We start from the raw sequence: 13,272 nt of genomic DNA on the forward strand, positions 1-13,272 counted from the left end.
CGGGCGCAGGTAAAATCGGTCTGGCGGCAGTTGTAACTATACTGCGGCTTGTTCGCGCCGTTATGGGTGGGTTCGAGGCGGGGATTGCTTGGTGTTGGACTCGGTCTATGCGCTCTATTGGCGATCTACCCGCTGCAAGAAAGCAGCGCGAGGGTTTGCGCGATTGAGACGGCGCTGTTGCAGGACGATTTGCAGGGGTTGCTGCCATTCGGGCAGCAGCGGCCAACCACGAATAGCATCCGTTATTTCGGATCGCGGCGGCGGGCAACACTGGGTTTGAAAAACACGCGCCATACTTCCGCCGGTTCGGCGCGGCCGGTCAATACCCGATCGATGGTGCTCCTGTTGGACTTAACAAAAAGTCCCAGGGCGATCAGCACCAGTACCGCGGCGACACCAAGCACTGGCGCTGTATCGCTTTGCAATGCCTCGGCGATTTTGGCGCCGGCTTCCGGAAACAGGATCTTAACGACGAAGTTGCAGCCTATCGTTGCCGATAAAATGGCGATGACAAGCGCCTGCGGGTGGTAGCGCATCGCTTCGCCCGGTCAATTCAAACGCTGGCTGGGCTTGATCACGGTAAAGCCGGCGCGGCTGGCCTTGTCCTTATCGCCGCCGGTTCTGGCTTGGATTGCCGCATCGGCCAACGTGTCCGCCAGCCCGAGAAAATCGGCCACTTCAAACCGCATCGTCAAATTCTGCACGTGGAAGTGGACGACGCCGCATTCGCGGCAAATCTGGACTTTACCGAATTCGGTGGCCGCCAGGTATTCATGGTTGCAGGGTTTCTTGCTCATCGCTCGCTCCTTAATTTAAGAGAAAAATCCGCCAAAGCTTGCCGACCACCCAGTTTTGCAGCGGCCAGCGATAAAAACATCTTCCAGACAATTTGCTTGGACCCCAGATCCAGACAACGAAAATCGGTGGCGTGCAGTTGGCCTGTTTCGACCAGCGTTGCAAGTACGTCCGGCGCAATCGCCAGATTGACGCAATCCGTTTTGTCCCAAAATGAAAATAGTCGTTTCACGATTGCTAACAGGCAGTGAATTTAAATTAAATGATAATTATTCTCATTTAAGTCGTAAAGCACTTTTCCTTCTCTCCGCGAAATTATTTTTTTCAAAGCGCGCAACAATGCCAAATCAGGCCCAGGTGCGAACGAAGCGATAGCGGCCAAGCTTCAGGTAATCTCTGATTTTGGCGGCAGATTTTGCACTCCGAGCGGACTCTGGTGCCGGCGTATCTGAAATGGAAATTTGGGGTCTGGGCCAAGCCGTTGCGACTCAGCAACAATTGACAAGCAAATCGAAACACATAAAATGAGAATCGTTATTATTTGAGAACGATTTCAATTACGCTCCGTGCAGCACCGTTCTCAGAGCATTGCGCTCCCGCCCGAATTAGTGCGCGAGACCAGCATTGCAACGCCTTTATAGCCACCCAGCGTTCCTCGCCAGGCAGCCAACCGAATTTATGCCAACTTAGGGGAACGTATGTCCGACACCAAACCACTCCGTAGCAAATCCGGCAACGCCAAATGGCGGCTGGGCGCCCTTCTGCCGCTCGGCGCCGCCCTGAGCGGCATGGCCCTAGCCGAACCTACAGCCAACACCGTTGCCGACAAGGACCAGGAACTGGTGCTCGACGACGTTAAAGTCAAAGCCAACCGTGATAAGCCGGTCAACCGTTTCAAGGCCGACACGTCTACAACCGGCAGTAAAACCGAAATGGCGATTCGCGATATCCCGCAATCGATCAGCGTGGTCAAGGAAGAGCTGATCGAATCGCAAAACGCATTCAACCTGCGCGATGCGTTGCGTAACGTTAGCGGCCTGACTATCGCCGCCGGCGAAGGCGGCCGCACCGGCGATTCGATCACGCTGAGGGGCTTTTCCGCCAATTCCGACCAATATCTGGACGGCGTCAAGGACAACGGCCAATACGCCCGCGATACGTTCTTCATCGAACGCGCCGAAGTGTTGAAAGGTGCGTCGTCGATTCTGTTCGGCCGCGGCGCCACCGGCGGCGTGATCAACCAAGTGTTCAAGAAACCCACCGGCAAAACCGGAGTCACCGGCAGCTTCACCTATGGCCTGTACGACTTCAAACGCACCACCATCGACGCCGAGACCAAATACCAGGACCTGGGCGCGCGCTTGAATGTGTTGTACCAAGATGCCGATTCGTTCCGCGACTACAACTACACCAACCGTTGGGGCATTGCGCCGTCGTTCAAATGGGATATCAGCGCCGACACCGACTTGACCTTGAATTTGTTGCACCAACAGGAGGACGGCGTATTCGACTACGGCGTACCGATGTATAAAGGCCGACCGGCCGACGTGCCTATCAATACCTTCTACGGTTATTACGACAACCGGATGATGGACACCGATGTCAACGTCGCCACCGTGGCTTTAACGCACAGATTTAATCAGGACTTTTCGGTGAAAAACACCGTGCGTTACGGCGACTACGAACGTAAATACCTGACTCACTTATTCTCCTGTCCGAATACAGGCATCTGCGTACCCACCAGCGGCGCCAACGCCGGCACCATCAACCGTAGCCAGGCGCTAAGGTTGAATACGCAGGAAAATATCTATAACCAGACCGACTTCGTTTACAAGAAACCGTTGTTCGGCCACGTCAATACCTTGATGTTCGGCAGCGAGTTCGGTTGGGAGGAGTACGATTTCAAATCCAAAAACTCGACCGGCTTGACCCGGATATCGGTGTTCGATCCGCGTATCACGGCCAGCACCAGCGGCTTGGCTTACGATTTCAGCGGCTTTCTGGCAACCAACCGGCTGACCCGGGCCCAAACCTATGCCGGCTATTTGATGGACCAATTTGAAATTACACCGGAATGGAAAATCCTCGGCGGCACCCGTTACGACGTGTTCGAAGCTCAGCAGATCGACCGGATCAGCACCGGCAATTTCGATACCAGCGTGTCGCAATGGAGCCCGCGCGGCGGCATCATCTGGCAACCCAGCAAGGAGCAGTCTTACTACTTCAGCTACGGCAAGTCCTTCAATCCGTCGGCGGAAAGCTTGAGTTTGTCGGCCAACAACGCCAACCTGCCGCCCGAACAAAATAACAACTATGAAATCGGCGCCAAGTGGGACTTGTTCGACGGCCAACTGTCGGCCACTGCTGCGGTATTCCGTCTGGAAAAAACCAATGCCCGCACCACGTCGCCTGCCGACCCTAACTTACAAATTCTGGCCGGCGAGCAACGCACCGACGGCTTCGAGCTGGGTTTGGCCGGACAAATCATGCCGAATTGGGATGCGTCGATCACCTATGCCCACCTGGATGCCGAAATCACCAAGTCAACCTCTACCGCGAACGGATCGGTCAGCGGCGCGGTCAAGTCGTTCCTGGGCATGACGCCGGTCAACGTACCCGAGGATAGCGGCGTGGCCTGGACCACTTACCACCTGACCGACAACTGGGAAATCGGCGGCGGCGTGTTTTACGCCAGCCACCGTTACGCCGATAACGTCAACGAAGCGGTTTTGCCCGGCTACGCCCGCTTGGATGCGGTGGTGGCTTACCACCAGAAACATTACGATGTGCAACTGAACGTGTTCAACCTGACCGACACGGTGTATTACGAGTCCGGCCAACAAAACTCGGCGCTGCCAGGGACACCGGTATCCGGCCAGTTGACCGTCAGTTTTAAATATTAACCGCTGCGGAAAATGTCCGAATCGACGTATCCCGCTGACTAATTTTGCTCTTACCCATGATTGCCATGAATAGCATCGCCGACACTGCACCCACGCCAGCCAACCGCCCGCCGAAAAAAACCAACGGCGGCTATTTATTCCTGCCCAAAAATCTTTCGCGCGGCGCTTTTTTGAAATGGCTGCGCCGCACCCACGCCTGGTTCGGGCTGTGGGGCGCGGCGATGGGTTTGCTGTTCGGTTTTACCGGGATTTTGATGAACCACCGCGAGGTGATGAAAATTCCGATCGGCCGGATGGAGCCCAAGGAAATCCAAATCGCCTTGCCCGAGCCGAAACCGACCGATCCGAAAGCGCTGGCGGCCTGGCTGGGCCAGACGCTTAACGTCGACACCAGCCACGCCAGAGCGCGAAAAGAACCGGGCAGGACCGTGACCTGGAATAACCAGGCCGTGCAACAGCCGGCCTCGTGGCAGATCAATCTGCGCAACCCACAACATATGTTGTCGGCCGATTACTGGGAAGGGAATGCTTTTGTCACGGTTAAACAAAGCGACGCCAATCTGCTGCAAACCCTGAACAATCTGCACAAGGGCGTCGGGATGGGCGTGGGCTGGGTGTTGCTGGTCGATACCCTGGCCGGCGGCCTGATTCTACTCAGTCTGACCGGCACGTTATTGTGGACGCGATTGCACGGTAATCGGCTGGCCGCGGCCGGTTTGGGCTTGGGTTCGTTGAGCCTGATGCTGTATTTCGCCATCGATGCGATCGGAGCTTGAGCCATGTTGATCGAAATTCCGCAGGTGCTGAACCCGGACGAACTCAGCCGAGTCCGCGGGATTCTGGCCGATGCGACTTGGGCCGACGGCCGGATCACGGCCGGCAGCCAGTCGGCACAAGTCAAAAACAACTGGCAGTTGCCGGAACACTCCGGCCAAAGCGCGGCGGCCCGCACTATTTTGCTGGACGCGCTGAACCGCAACGCCTTGTTCCTGTCTGCGGCGCTGCCGAAGCGCATCTTCCCGCCCCTATTCAACCGTTACGAAGGTGAACACAACACCTTCGGCAACCATATCGACAATGCGGTTCGGCATTGTCCGGTCACCGGCCAGCGGGTACGCACCGATTTGTCGGCGACGATTTTTTTGGCCGATCCGGACAGTTACGACGGCGGCGAACTGGTGATCGAAGACACCTACGGCCAGCATGCCGTCAAGCTGGCCGCCGGCGACATGGTGCTGTATCCCGGCTCCAGTCTGCACCGGGTGGAGCCGGTGACGGGCGGCGCCAGGGTGGCGTCGTTTTTCTGGCTGGAAAGCATGGTGCGCGAAACCGAACGCCGCCGGCTGCTGTTCGAAATGGACATGGCCATCCTGCAGTTACGCAACACCGGTGGCGACAGCGAGCCGGTGGTCAATCTGACCGGCTGCTACCACAACCTGCTGCGAATGTGGGCTGAGGTTTAAGCGCGCGTCCCGACTTTCTAGCGGCGGCGGCCCCGGATTCGGTTTCGAGCCGTGCAACGTATTGTGCCGCTATCGGCTAAACTTGCCGACATCCGCAACCCGCGCTCGAAGCTTCGCAGACATCCCGCCAATGAACCCGTTTATTTTCGCCGCAACGGCATTCGCGGCCGCGATGGCCCTAGGCTACTTGCTGATCAAGCGCCGGATCAAGCAGAAGCGGGAGAAATCGCCGAAACCGGCCGTAGCCAAGCCCAATCCCAACGACCGGGTCATCTCCTGCCCGGCCTGCGCTCAGCAAATCAAATTCACGCTACCGGTCAAGAGCAACAAGGCCCAATGCCGCAAGTGCGCGGCACAATTCAAATTGGACGTCGACGCGCATAACAACGTCTATATCACCGAAATCAAGCTGCCGGACGACGATACCGCGGTCAAAACCTTGGACGAATGCTTTGCAATTCTGGAAGTGAAGCCGGACGCGATTCCGCTGGACATCCGCGCTGCTTACAAGAAGAAAATTTCGGAATACCACCCGGACAAGGTCGAAAACCTGGGCGCGAAAATCAGGCAAGTGGCGGAAGAAGAAACCCGACGAATCAATGCCGCCTATGCGATGTTGCAGGAAGACGACCGGGTTTAATCGTTGGCCATCTTTGCCAGCCGAATCATCTCGATCTGATTGCCGGCCGGGTCTTGAATGTACACCGATGCAGTGCCGTCGCGATGGGTTTGCAATGGGCCGTAGTCCTCCGCATGTTCGGAGACGATGGCAAAATGCGGCGGGTGTTGGTTTGGCAGCACCAATGCCAGCGCTACGTTGGCAAATTGCAGCAAGGCCCAGGTTTGGTCCTGATACGCCACACGCACTTGGTAACGGCTGGTGTACCAGTCCACGCTTTGTTGAATATCGTCGACTTGAATCGCGATGTGGTGAATGGTGTCCATGTTTTATCCTCCAGCGGCCTGTTTCCAGTCAGTTGCCAGGCCATTTATACCGCACAAAAGTTCGGCGGCAAATTGAAGCAAATCAAACTGCGGCCGCGACTTGCGAACAGGATTTAAGCGCCGAACAAAACCCTTAAATTTATTATGCGACAAATTGTCGCGTTTTTCTGGACAAGTGCATTTTTCTTCACTAGAATGCGCCCACCTTGACTTAGGTCAATACGCCTTGCAAGGGCGTATCTTTAAAAAGGGGGAGGAGGTAAGCGACCGTTTCGGCGGTATAACAAGAAAAACAGCGCAACACTTTAACCTACCGCTACATCGGGTAGGCGTCCATCAAAAAAACATAAAAACACCGGACGGAGCCCACTACAATGTGGGCTTTTTTATGTTCTTATACTTTCAATTCTACTTGTCGTTATGCTGATGAAAGAAAAGCCAGACTCCATACCCGCCGAACTGATGGAATACGAGCGGTTTATCGAGGAATTGCTCAACGATACCAAGCATCCGGTCCATAACCGCGCTCACCCGCTCCACAAAGAATCCGTCAAAGCGCTCGACGAGATGATGCGGCGGGTGGAAGAAATGCGCAACGAGTGGCTATCAAAGGGCTGAGCCCTGCGTCCCGGACTGGGACGATCGGCTCGGTTGCTTGGCGCCTCGCATCGGCTCCAAACATCGGCCTCTCCTGCCAGCCATCAGCAAACCAAGCCATGCTGGCTTAAATCAGTGCACCTCGGTCGAAACCACCATCGGACAATTTAATTTGCCCGGATACTGACTGACCATCTGCACTAATTCCTGCGCTAACTGTAACCGGCGCTGGTTTTCCAGCAAGGCTTGCAGCCAAATCAATTGGCTTTTCAATTCTGCGATCTGGCCTTCCTGTTCGGCCACGGTTTGCAATAAAGCCTCGAAAGTCATCGTGGACATTTCTGTATCCCCCGTTTCGTGAAATAACCGCGACAGCGGTTTTTGAGTTCAATGCCGGACTTGGCGACGATCACGCTGTTTTTCAATGCCGCCCCGTTCAACAGCGACATCGTCGTTATTGCACCGGCATCGCGTACTCAATTAAGCGGCCGGAACTGAAAAACCTGCAATCCGCCCTTTTGCAAATTGTGACTGCGATCCGCAAAGATTTCGCTTCCCCCCGTGCCAACGAAAACCGGGTTGGTTGGTGTCGTTACAAGCCAAACCGCTATACCAATCCGGATCGCAGCACGCCTGAACATTGGAAACTACAAAACGACTCGCCGCTTTACACCGACACGGCTAAATAGTCTATTCTGAAGCCACGCGCCATAAAGACACCAGGCCAAACTGTGCGATAGAATGTTGAATTGATTCTACCCGGAGGATAGGCAATGCCTCACGATACACTCAAAGTTTATAGCGAAGCCGAAATTGCCGAACGATTGAGTCGCGACTTGCCGCACTGGTATTACGAGAACGGCTGGATTCGGCGCAAATTCAAAACCAGCGGCTGGAAAGCCACGTTGATGGTCGTCAATACCGTCGGCCATCTGGCGGAGAAAGCCTGGCACCATCCGGATTTAACGGTTTCCTACGCATTCGTGATCGTCAAACTGGTCACCCATGCCGCCAAAGGCGTGACCGAAATGGATTTCGCACTGGCAAAAAAAATCGAGCAGGTGGTGTTGTGGGACGCCGCCGCCGAATCCGACGGCATTTTCGAGGGCACGCCGGACGATCCGCGTTTCAAATACATTAAAAAAGACTGAGGACAGCACGATGACTGAAATCACCGAGGTACCCAGCCCGTTTTGCGGCATCGGCACCGACGATCTGAGTATCAAGGTGGAAGGCTTGGCCGTGACAGTAACCGCCAACGGTTGCGCGGTCAACACCCCCGCCTTCGAACAGCCGATTAGCGATACCGCGCCGCGCATCGCCGGCCAAACTGCCAGCCTGGAGGCTGCCGTCGCCAAAGCAGCCGAATTGCTGCGCGACACCCGGCAACCAGTCATCGGCGGCTGCGCGACCGACGTCAACGGCATGCGCGCCTTGCTGGCGCTGGCGGACAAGGCTGGCGCGGTGGTCGATAACATCAACTTCAACGCGGCTCGCCGCAATTTGCTGGCGATGCAGGATTCAGGCTGGATGAACACCACTTTGGCCGAGGTCAAGAATCGCTGTGATTTGCTGTTGATCATCGGTACCGATCCCGAAGTCTTTGCACCGCGCTTTTTCGAACGCTTTTTATGGAACGAACACGCGATGTTCCTAGAAAGCACTGATCAACGTGACGTGATTTATCTTGGCAAGACACCCGCGGGCAAAGCCGCTGTTTCGCCTGCTGGCAAAACACCAACCGTGCTGGCCTGCGACGACGCCGACCTACCTGACGTGGTGGCGGTGCTGTCTGCTCTGGTCAGGAATCAACCATTACAGGTTGAAACCGTCGGCAATATTGCAGTTTCGGCACTGCAAAAAGTAGCCGACAGATTACGCCAGGCACGTTATGGCGTCGTATTGTGGAGCGCAGGTAAACTGGCATTCGAACACGCTGAGTTAACTGTTCAAACGATCTGCAATATCGTCAAAGACATCAATATGCAGGCCACCCGTTGCTCCGGCCTGCCGCTGGGCGGCAAGGAAGGCGATTACACCGCCAATCAGGTTTGCGGCTGGACCACCGGTTATCCAGCACGAGTCAATTTCGCCAGAGGCTATCCGGAATACGATCCGTTTCTGTTCGATAGTCAGGCCATGATTGCCAACGGCGAAGCCGATGCCTTGGTATGGGTGCAGGCCTATAACGCAACGGCGACGCCACCACGAACAGGCTTGCCGACCATCGTTGTCGGCCGTTCCGGCATGCAACTCGAACCCGAGCCCGACGTATTCATTCCGGTCGGTACGCCGGGGATCGATCACGCCGGTCATGTTTATCGGATGGATAGTGTAGTGGCCTTGCGCTTGAAAAAATTGCGCGATTCCGGTCTGCCTAGCACCGCCGAGGTGCTGAATGCCATTGAACAAGCACTTTAGGATACCGACATGCTGATAAAACTCACAGGTGGCACCATTTATGACCCGGCCAGCGGCATTGCCGGTCAGCAACAGGATATTTACATTCAGGACGGCCGTATCGTCGAAGCGCCCAAGGACGGCCGTCCGGTAGATCGGGAATACGACTTGCGCGGCAAAGTCGTCATGTCGGGCGCCATCGACATGCACACCCACATCGGCGGCGGCAAGGGCAACATCGCCCGTACCCTGCTGCCGGAAGATCACCGAGCCGATCCGGTGCACCGCACTCATTTGACCCGTTCCGGCACCGGTCATGCGATGCCTTCAAGTTTCGTCACCGGTTACCGTTACGCCGAAATGGGCTACACCGCCTGCTTCGAACCGGCGGTATTGCCGATCAACGCCCGTCAGGCCCACATGGAAATGGGCGACACGCCCATCATCGATAAAGGCGGCTACGTCATGCTGGGCAGTGACGACTTTTTGCTACGCATGCTGACCGCCAAAAAAGACCAGAAAGCCGTCAACGATTACGTGGCCTGGACGCTGAACGCCGCCAAAGCCATCGGGGTCAAAGTGGTTAACGCCGGCGGCATCAACGCCTTCAAATTCAACCAACGCAAGCTGGAGCTGGACGAGCAAAACGCTCATTACGGCGTCACTCCGCGGCAAGTGCTGCAAAACCTGGCCCGCGCGGTCAATGAACTGGGCGTGACTCATCCCCTGCACGTGCACGGCTGCAACCTGGGCGTCCCCGGCAACGTCGATACCACCTTGAACACCATCGAAGGTATCGACGGCCTGCCCATGCATCTGACTCATATTCAGTTCCACAGCTACGGCACCGAAGGCGACTTCAAATTCTCCTCCGGCGCGGCGCAAATCGCCGAGGCGATCAACAAGAATAAAAATATCACCGCCGACGTCGGCCAAATCTTGTTCGGCCAGACCGTCACTGCCTCCGGCGACAACATGCGCCAACACGCCAACCACAAGTTCGCCAGTCCGAACAAGTGGGTGTGTATGGACATCGAATGCGATGCCGGCTGTGGCGTGGTGCCGTTCAAGTATAAGGACCAGAACTTCGTCAACGCCTTGCAATGGGCGATTGGCCTGGAAATCTTCCTGCTGGTCGAAGACCCGTGGCGGATCTTCCTGACCACAGACCACCCCAACGGCGCGCCGTTCACCAGCTATCCGCATTTGATCCGTTTGCTGATGGACCGTAGTTTCCGCAATGACATGCTGGCGACTATTCATCCGGAAGCACAAAAGATGACCACGTTGGCATCGATCGAGCGCGAATACAGCTTGAACGAAATTGCCATCATGACCCGCGCCGGCGCCGCTCGGATCATCGGCCTGAAAGATCGCGGTGCGCTCAGCCCCGGCAACTTCGCCGACATTACCGTCTATACCGAAAACGACAATCGGGAGACCATGTTCTCGAAACCGGATTACGTATTCAAAGACGGCGAACTGGTGGTGAAAGACGGCGAAGTCGTCAAAGTCACCTGGGGTACCACCCACATCGTCAGACCCGACTACGACCTGTCTATCGAAAACGAACTGAAACCGTATTTCGATAAATACCTGACCATGAAACTCGGCAACTTTAAAATCAGCGACGACGAAATCAGCGAAGACGGCCGCGGCAGTTTGACGGCGCATCCGTTGCGCGACGGCGTATAGCCTCAATACATACCAGGCAGTAAGGAATCAGATGACCGATACTACAGTGACTATCGCCGACCGAGAAGCGGAATTGGCAGACTATCTGGCGCGCCAACCGTATTCGGTTGAACAAGACGGCATCAAGCTGACAATTGCCAAAAACGTGTTTCCGTCGGATTTCGGCTTGACCAGTTCGTTTTTCGGCGACTTCATGCTGCAGCAAAATCCGGCGAAGAACGGGCTGGATATGGGCTGCGGTAGCGGCTATTTCGCGTTCATATTGAAAAAAATCGGCTGCGAAGAGGTTATCGGTGTCGACTTCAATCCCGATGCTGTTGCCTGCGCCCGCCACAACGGCTTGCAGAATCCGGATATAGCGCCGAGCGCCTTCATCCATAGCGATTTATTCGCCTCGGTTCCGGCCAAACGTTTCGGCATGATTGTTTTCAATTTCAATTATTACCCCTCCAACGGTACATTCGGCTTGAACGAGGACGGCGGTCAACAAATACTGCGCCGCTTTTTTCGCGAAGTGCCGGATTATCTGGAGCCGGACGCGCAGATATTTATTCCCTTTTCCGATTTTGTCGGCGCCGAACACGATCCGAAACACGTCGCGCCCGAGTATGGCTTTAACGTAAACACCGTTGCCGAAACTTATAACCACGCGGGGCGGCACGTGATCTACCAAATCAATCAAAACCAATTCGATTAAACCACCGCGGCAAATCGATATACAGAACTCCGGACTATGAGTAACCACGATGATAATTAACGGCGTCACCATAGATAAAACTTTCGCCGAAGCCTTCCCGATGAAAGCGACGCGCGCCATCATCACCGCCCAGAACGAAAAATGGGCGATGATTTCCGCACAGGCCATGACCGGCTTCGCCACCTCGGTCATTGCCTGCGGCTGCGAAGCCGGCATCGAACGGGTGTTGAGTCCGGACGAAACCCCGGACGGCCGCCCCGGCGTCGCGATCATGATTTATGCGATGGGCGGCAAAGGCTTGGCCAAACAATTGGAAACCCGAGCCGGCCAGTGCGTGCTGACTTCGCCGACGTCTGCACTATTCGCCGGCATCGAAGGCGGCAAGCCGATTCCGCTGGGTAAAAACCTGCGCTTCTTTGGCGACGGCTTTCAGATTGCAAAAAAAATCGGTGGCAAACGTTACTGGCGGGTGCCGGTAATGGACGGCGAATTTCTGACCGAAGCGACGACCGGCATGGTTGACGCGGTCGGCGGCGGTAACTTTCTGGTATTGGCAGAATCACAACCGCAAGCCCTGACGGCCTGCGAAGCGGCGATCGAAGCGATGAAAAAAATCCCCAACGTGATCATGCCCTTCCCCGGCGGCGTGGTTCGCTCCGGATCGAAGGTAGGCTCCAAATACAAAGCCTTGAGCGCCTCGACCAACGATGCGTTTTGCCCGACGCTGAAAGGCGTGACCAAAACCGATCTGTCGCCGGAAATCGAATCGGTGATGGAAATCGTCATCGACGGTTTGAGCAAGGAAGACATCGACAAGGCGATGCGGGTCGGCATTCAGGCGGTTTGCGATCTGGGTGCGGCCAACGGCATCAAGCGCATCAGCGCCGGTAACTACGGCGGCAAACTCGGCCCATTCCACTTTCACTTGCAGGAGATCATGGCATGACCTCGTTGACATTTACTTTGATCGAAACGCCGCCGGCGCAGCGCATCGACATGTCGCCGCTGGTCTGCCACAAACTGGCCGGCCTGAGTCTGGACCAAATTGCAGCGATCGAACTGCAATGCGGCAAGCAAAAGCTGCGGGTCGCTCAATTGTTTCATATTACCGGTAGCAATGCCGACGACATCAGTATCGTCGGTAGCATCGGCAAGCTGGATTTCATCGGCAAAGAATTGGCAAACGGCAGCATCAGCGTACAGGGTGAAGCCGGCGCCTATTTGGGCATGCAGATGAAGGGCGGCACGATCAACGTGATCGGCGATGTAGGCCTTTATGCCGGCTGCGAAATGAAGAACGGTCTGATTCAAATCGAAGGCGATGCCGGAGATTTCCTCGGCGGTGCGCTGCCTGGCAACAAGCAAGGCATGAAAGGCGGCACGATCCTGGTCAAAGGTAACGTCGGCCAGCGTTGCGGCGACCACCTGCGCCGCGGCCAAATTTTGATCGAAGGTAATGCCGGCGACTATTGCGGCTCCCGCATGGTCGCCGGAACCATTGCCGTGATGGGCCAAGTTGGCCGTTACGCCGGTTATGCCATGCGGCGCGGCACTTTGCTATTGTGGAACCAACCGCAATTGCCTGCCACGTTCAACGATTGCGGCTCGCATACGCTGGCCTTCCTGCCGATGCTGTTCGCGTCGTTCAAATCGCTGAACTCCCGCTTCGCCGACAAAGCTATTGCCTTCAATCGGGTGCGCCGCTTCGGCGGCGATATGGCCGAAGCCGGGCGCGGGGAAATTCTGGTCAAACTTTAAGCGGCCAGTCAATGCCGGC

16 protein-coding genes are annotated in these 13,272 nt (G+C 55.9%); 11 read left to right on the plus strand and 5 right to left on the minus strand.

Translation table 11 applies throughout. The annotated features are described in order from the left end of the window. Positions 1 to 242: 242 nt before the first annotated feature. From C2U68_RS02070 to C2U68_RS02080, 3 genes are read right to left on the minus strand one after another with little or no spacing between them, the layout of a single operon-like run. Positions 243 to 536 (minus strand): hypothetical protein, encoded by a 294-nt coding sequence (locus C2U68_RS02070; RefSeq protein WP_140910849.1) that lies wholly within the window; start codon positions 534 to 536, stop codon positions 243 to 245. A 12-nt stretch (positions 537 to 548) separates the two neighbouring features. Then, on the minus strand, positions 549 to 797 hold the full coding sequence (locus C2U68_RS02075; RefSeq protein WP_140910850.1) for a hypothetical protein: 249 nt from the start codon (positions 795 to 797) through the stop codon (positions 549 to 551). Continuing rightward, positions 794 to 1,027, minus strand: coding sequence for a hypothetical protein (locus C2U68_RS02080; protein WP_140910851.1), 234 nt, complete (start codon positions 1,025 to 1,027; stop codon positions 794 to 796). The genes C2U68_RS02075 and C2U68_RS02080 overlap by 4 nt, the downstream gene beginning before the upstream one ends. Before the next feature lie 466 nt (positions 1,028 to 1,493). Between C2U68_RS02080 and C2U68_RS02085 the strand changes: the two genes are divergently transcribed. From C2U68_RS02085 to C2U68_RS02100, 4 genes are all read left to right on the plus strand, one after another. After that, positions 1,494 to 3,698, plus strand: coding sequence for a TonB-dependent receptor (locus C2U68_RS02085; RefSeq protein WP_140910852.1), 2,205 nt, complete (start codon positions 1,494 to 1,496; stop codon positions 3,696 to 3,698). A gap of 65 nt (positions 3,699 to 3,763) precedes the next feature. Beyond that, positions 3,764 to 4,474 carry a PepSY-associated TM helix domain-containing protein gene (locus C2U68_RS02090; protein WP_140910853.1) on the plus strand — a complete coding sequence of 237 codons (711 nt, stop codon included), beginning with the start codon at positions 3,764 to 3,766 and terminating at the stop codon, positions 4,472 to 4,474. 3 nt (positions 4,475 to 4,477) lie between these two features. Beyond that, positions 4,478 to 5,161 (plus strand): Fe2+-dependent dioxygenase, encoded by a 684-nt coding sequence (locus C2U68_RS02095; protein ID WP_140910854.1) that lies wholly within the window; start codon positions 4,478 to 4,480, stop codon positions 5,159 to 5,161. A gap of 130 nt (positions 5,162 to 5,291) precedes the next feature. Beyond that, positions 5,292 to 5,801 carry a J domain-containing protein gene (locus C2U68_RS02100; RefSeq protein WP_140910855.1) on the plus strand — a complete coding sequence of 170 codons (510 nt, stop codon included), beginning with the start codon at positions 5,292 to 5,294 and terminating at the stop codon, positions 5,799 to 5,801. Here the strand turns inward: C2U68_RS02100 and C2U68_RS02105 are convergent. After that, the gene (locus C2U68_RS02105; RefSeq protein ID WP_140910856.1) at positions 5,798 to 6,106 is read right to left on the minus strand and encodes a VOC family protein; all 309 of its coding nucleotides are present in this window, start codon (positions 6,104 to 6,106) and stop codon (positions 5,798 to 5,800) included. The genes C2U68_RS02100 and C2U68_RS02105 overlap by 4 nt on opposite strands. 426 nt (positions 6,107 to 6,532) lie before the next feature. Between C2U68_RS02105 and C2U68_RS02110 the strand changes: the two genes are divergently transcribed. Beyond that, entirely contained in the window at positions 6,533 to 6,724 is a 192-nt protein-coding gene (locus tag C2U68_RS02110; RefSeq protein ID WP_186289472.1) for a hypothetical protein, read from the plus strand. A 111-nt stretch (positions 6,725 to 6,835) separates the two neighbouring features. Here C2U68_RS02110 and C2U68_RS02115 read toward each other — a convergent pair whose 3' ends face one another. Beyond that, positions 6,836 to 7,042 carry a hypothetical protein gene (locus C2U68_RS02115; RefSeq protein ID WP_140910858.1) on the minus strand — a complete coding sequence of 69 codons (207 nt, stop codon included), beginning with the start codon at positions 7,040 to 7,042 and terminating at the stop codon, positions 6,836 to 6,838. Between the two features lie 434 nt (positions 7,043 to 7,476). Here C2U68_RS02115 and C2U68_RS02120 point away from each other — a divergent pair, with 434 nt between their 5' ends. The 6 genes from C2U68_RS02120 to C2U68_RS02145 are packed head-to-tail and all read left to right on the plus strand — an operon-like array spanning position 7,477 to position 13,253. Beyond that, positions 7,477 to 7,854 (plus strand): 4a-hydroxytetrahydrobiopterin dehydratase, encoded by a 378-nt coding sequence (locus tag C2U68_RS02120; protein ID WP_140910859.1) that lies wholly within the window; start codon positions 7,477 to 7,479, stop codon positions 7,852 to 7,854. Between the two features lie 10 nt (positions 7,855 to 7,864). Continuing rightward, a complete protein-coding gene (locus C2U68_RS02125) occupies positions 7,865 to 9,124 on the plus strand; it encodes a formylmethanofuran dehydrogenase subunit B (protein WP_140910860.1) in 1,260 nt (419 codons plus the stop codon). Positions 9,125 to 9,133: 9 nt separating this feature from the next. Beyond that, positions 9,134 to 10,798 carry a formylmethanofuran dehydrogenase subunit A gene (locus C2U68_RS02130; protein WP_140910861.1) on the plus strand — a complete coding sequence of 555 codons (1,665 nt, stop codon included), beginning with the start codon at positions 9,134 to 9,136 and terminating at the stop codon, positions 10,796 to 10,798. Between the two features lie 31 nt (positions 10,799 to 10,829). Beyond that, positions 10,830 to 11,495: a methyltransferase gene (locus C2U68_RS02135; RefSeq protein ID WP_140910862.1), complete on the plus strand. Its 666-nt coding sequence runs from the start codon at positions 10,830 to 10,832 to the stop codon at positions 11,493 to 11,495. Positions 11,496 to 11,544: 49 nt separating this feature from the next. Further along, the gene (gene fhcD, locus C2U68_RS02140) at positions 11,545 to 12,441 is read left to right on the plus strand and encodes a formylmethanofuran--tetrahydromethanopterin N-formyltransferase (RefSeq protein ID WP_140910863.1); all 897 of its coding nucleotides are present in this window, start codon (positions 11,545 to 11,547) and stop codon (positions 12,439 to 12,441) included. Next, positions 12,438 to 13,253: a formylmethanofuran dehydrogenase subunit C gene (locus C2U68_RS02145; protein ID WP_140910864.1), complete on the plus strand. Its 816-nt coding sequence runs from the start codon at positions 12,438 to 12,440 to the stop codon at positions 13,251 to 13,253. The genes fhcD and C2U68_RS02145 overlap by 4 nt, the downstream gene beginning before the upstream one ends. Positions 13,254 to 13,272 lie beyond the last annotated feature (19 nt).

Source organism: Methylomonas koyamae, assembly GCF_006483455.1.
GTDB lineage: Bacteria > Pseudomonadota > Gammaproteobacteria > Methylococcales > Methylomonadaceae > Methylomonas > Methylomonas koyamae_B.

Excerpts from the sequence above, each read along its gene's own strand:
- C2U68_RS02070 (WP_140910849.1), bottom strand. The coding sequence starts at position 536 with ATGCGCTACCACCCGCAGGCGCTTGTCATCGCCATTTTATCGGCAACG.
- C2U68_RS02075 (WP_140910850.1), bottom strand. The coding sequence starts at position 797 with ATGAGCAAGAAACCCTGCAACCATGAATACCTGGCGGCCACCGAATTC.
- C2U68_RS02085 (WP_140910852.1), top strand. The coding sequence starts at position 1,494 with ATGTCCGACACCAAACCACTCCGTAGCAAATCCGGCAACGCCAAATGG.
- C2U68_RS02090 (WP_140910853.1), top strand. The coding sequence starts at position 3,764 with ATGAATAGCATCGCCGACACTGCACCCACGCCAGCCAACCGCCCGCCG.
- C2U68_RS02095 (WP_140910854.1), top strand. The coding sequence starts at position 4,478 with ATGTTGATCGAAATTCCGCAGGTGCTGAACCCGGACGAACTCAGCCGA.
- C2U68_RS02100 (WP_140910855.1), top strand. The coding sequence starts at position 5,292 with ATGAACCCGTTTATTTTCGCCGCAACGGCATTCGCGGCCGCGATGGCC.
- C2U68_RS02105 (WP_140910856.1), bottom strand. The coding sequence starts at position 6,106 with ATGGACACCATTCACCACATCGCGATTCAAGTCGACGATATTCAACAA.
- C2U68_RS02110 (WP_186289472.1), top strand. The coding sequence starts at position 6,533 with ATGAAAGAAAAGCCAGACTCCATACCCGCCGAACTGATGGAATACGAG.
- C2U68_RS02115 (WP_140910858.1), bottom strand. The coding sequence starts at position 7,042 with ATGTCCACGATGACTTTCGAGGCTTTATTGCAAACCGTGGCCGAACAG.
- C2U68_RS02120 (WP_140910859.1), top strand. The coding sequence starts at position 7,477 with ATGCCTCACGATACACTCAAAGTTTATAGCGAAGCCGAAATTGCCGAA.
- C2U68_RS02125 (WP_140910860.1), top strand. The coding sequence starts at position 7,865 with ATGACTGAAATCACCGAGGTACCCAGCCCGTTTTGCGGCATCGGCACC.
- C2U68_RS02130 (WP_140910861.1), top strand. The coding sequence starts at position 9,134 with ATGCTGATAAAACTCACAGGTGGCACCATTTATGACCCGGCCAGCGGC.
- C2U68_RS02135 (WP_140910862.1), top strand. The coding sequence starts at position 10,830 with ATGACCGATACTACAGTGACTATCGCCGACCGAGAAGCGGAATTGGCA.
- fhcD (WP_140910863.1), top strand. The coding sequence starts at position 11,545 with ATGATAATTAACGGCGTCACCATAGATAAAACTTTCGCCGAAGCCTTC.
- C2U68_RS02145 (WP_140910864.1), top strand. The coding sequence starts at position 12,438 with ATGACCTCGTTGACATTTACTTTGATCGAAACGCCGCCGGCGCAGCGC.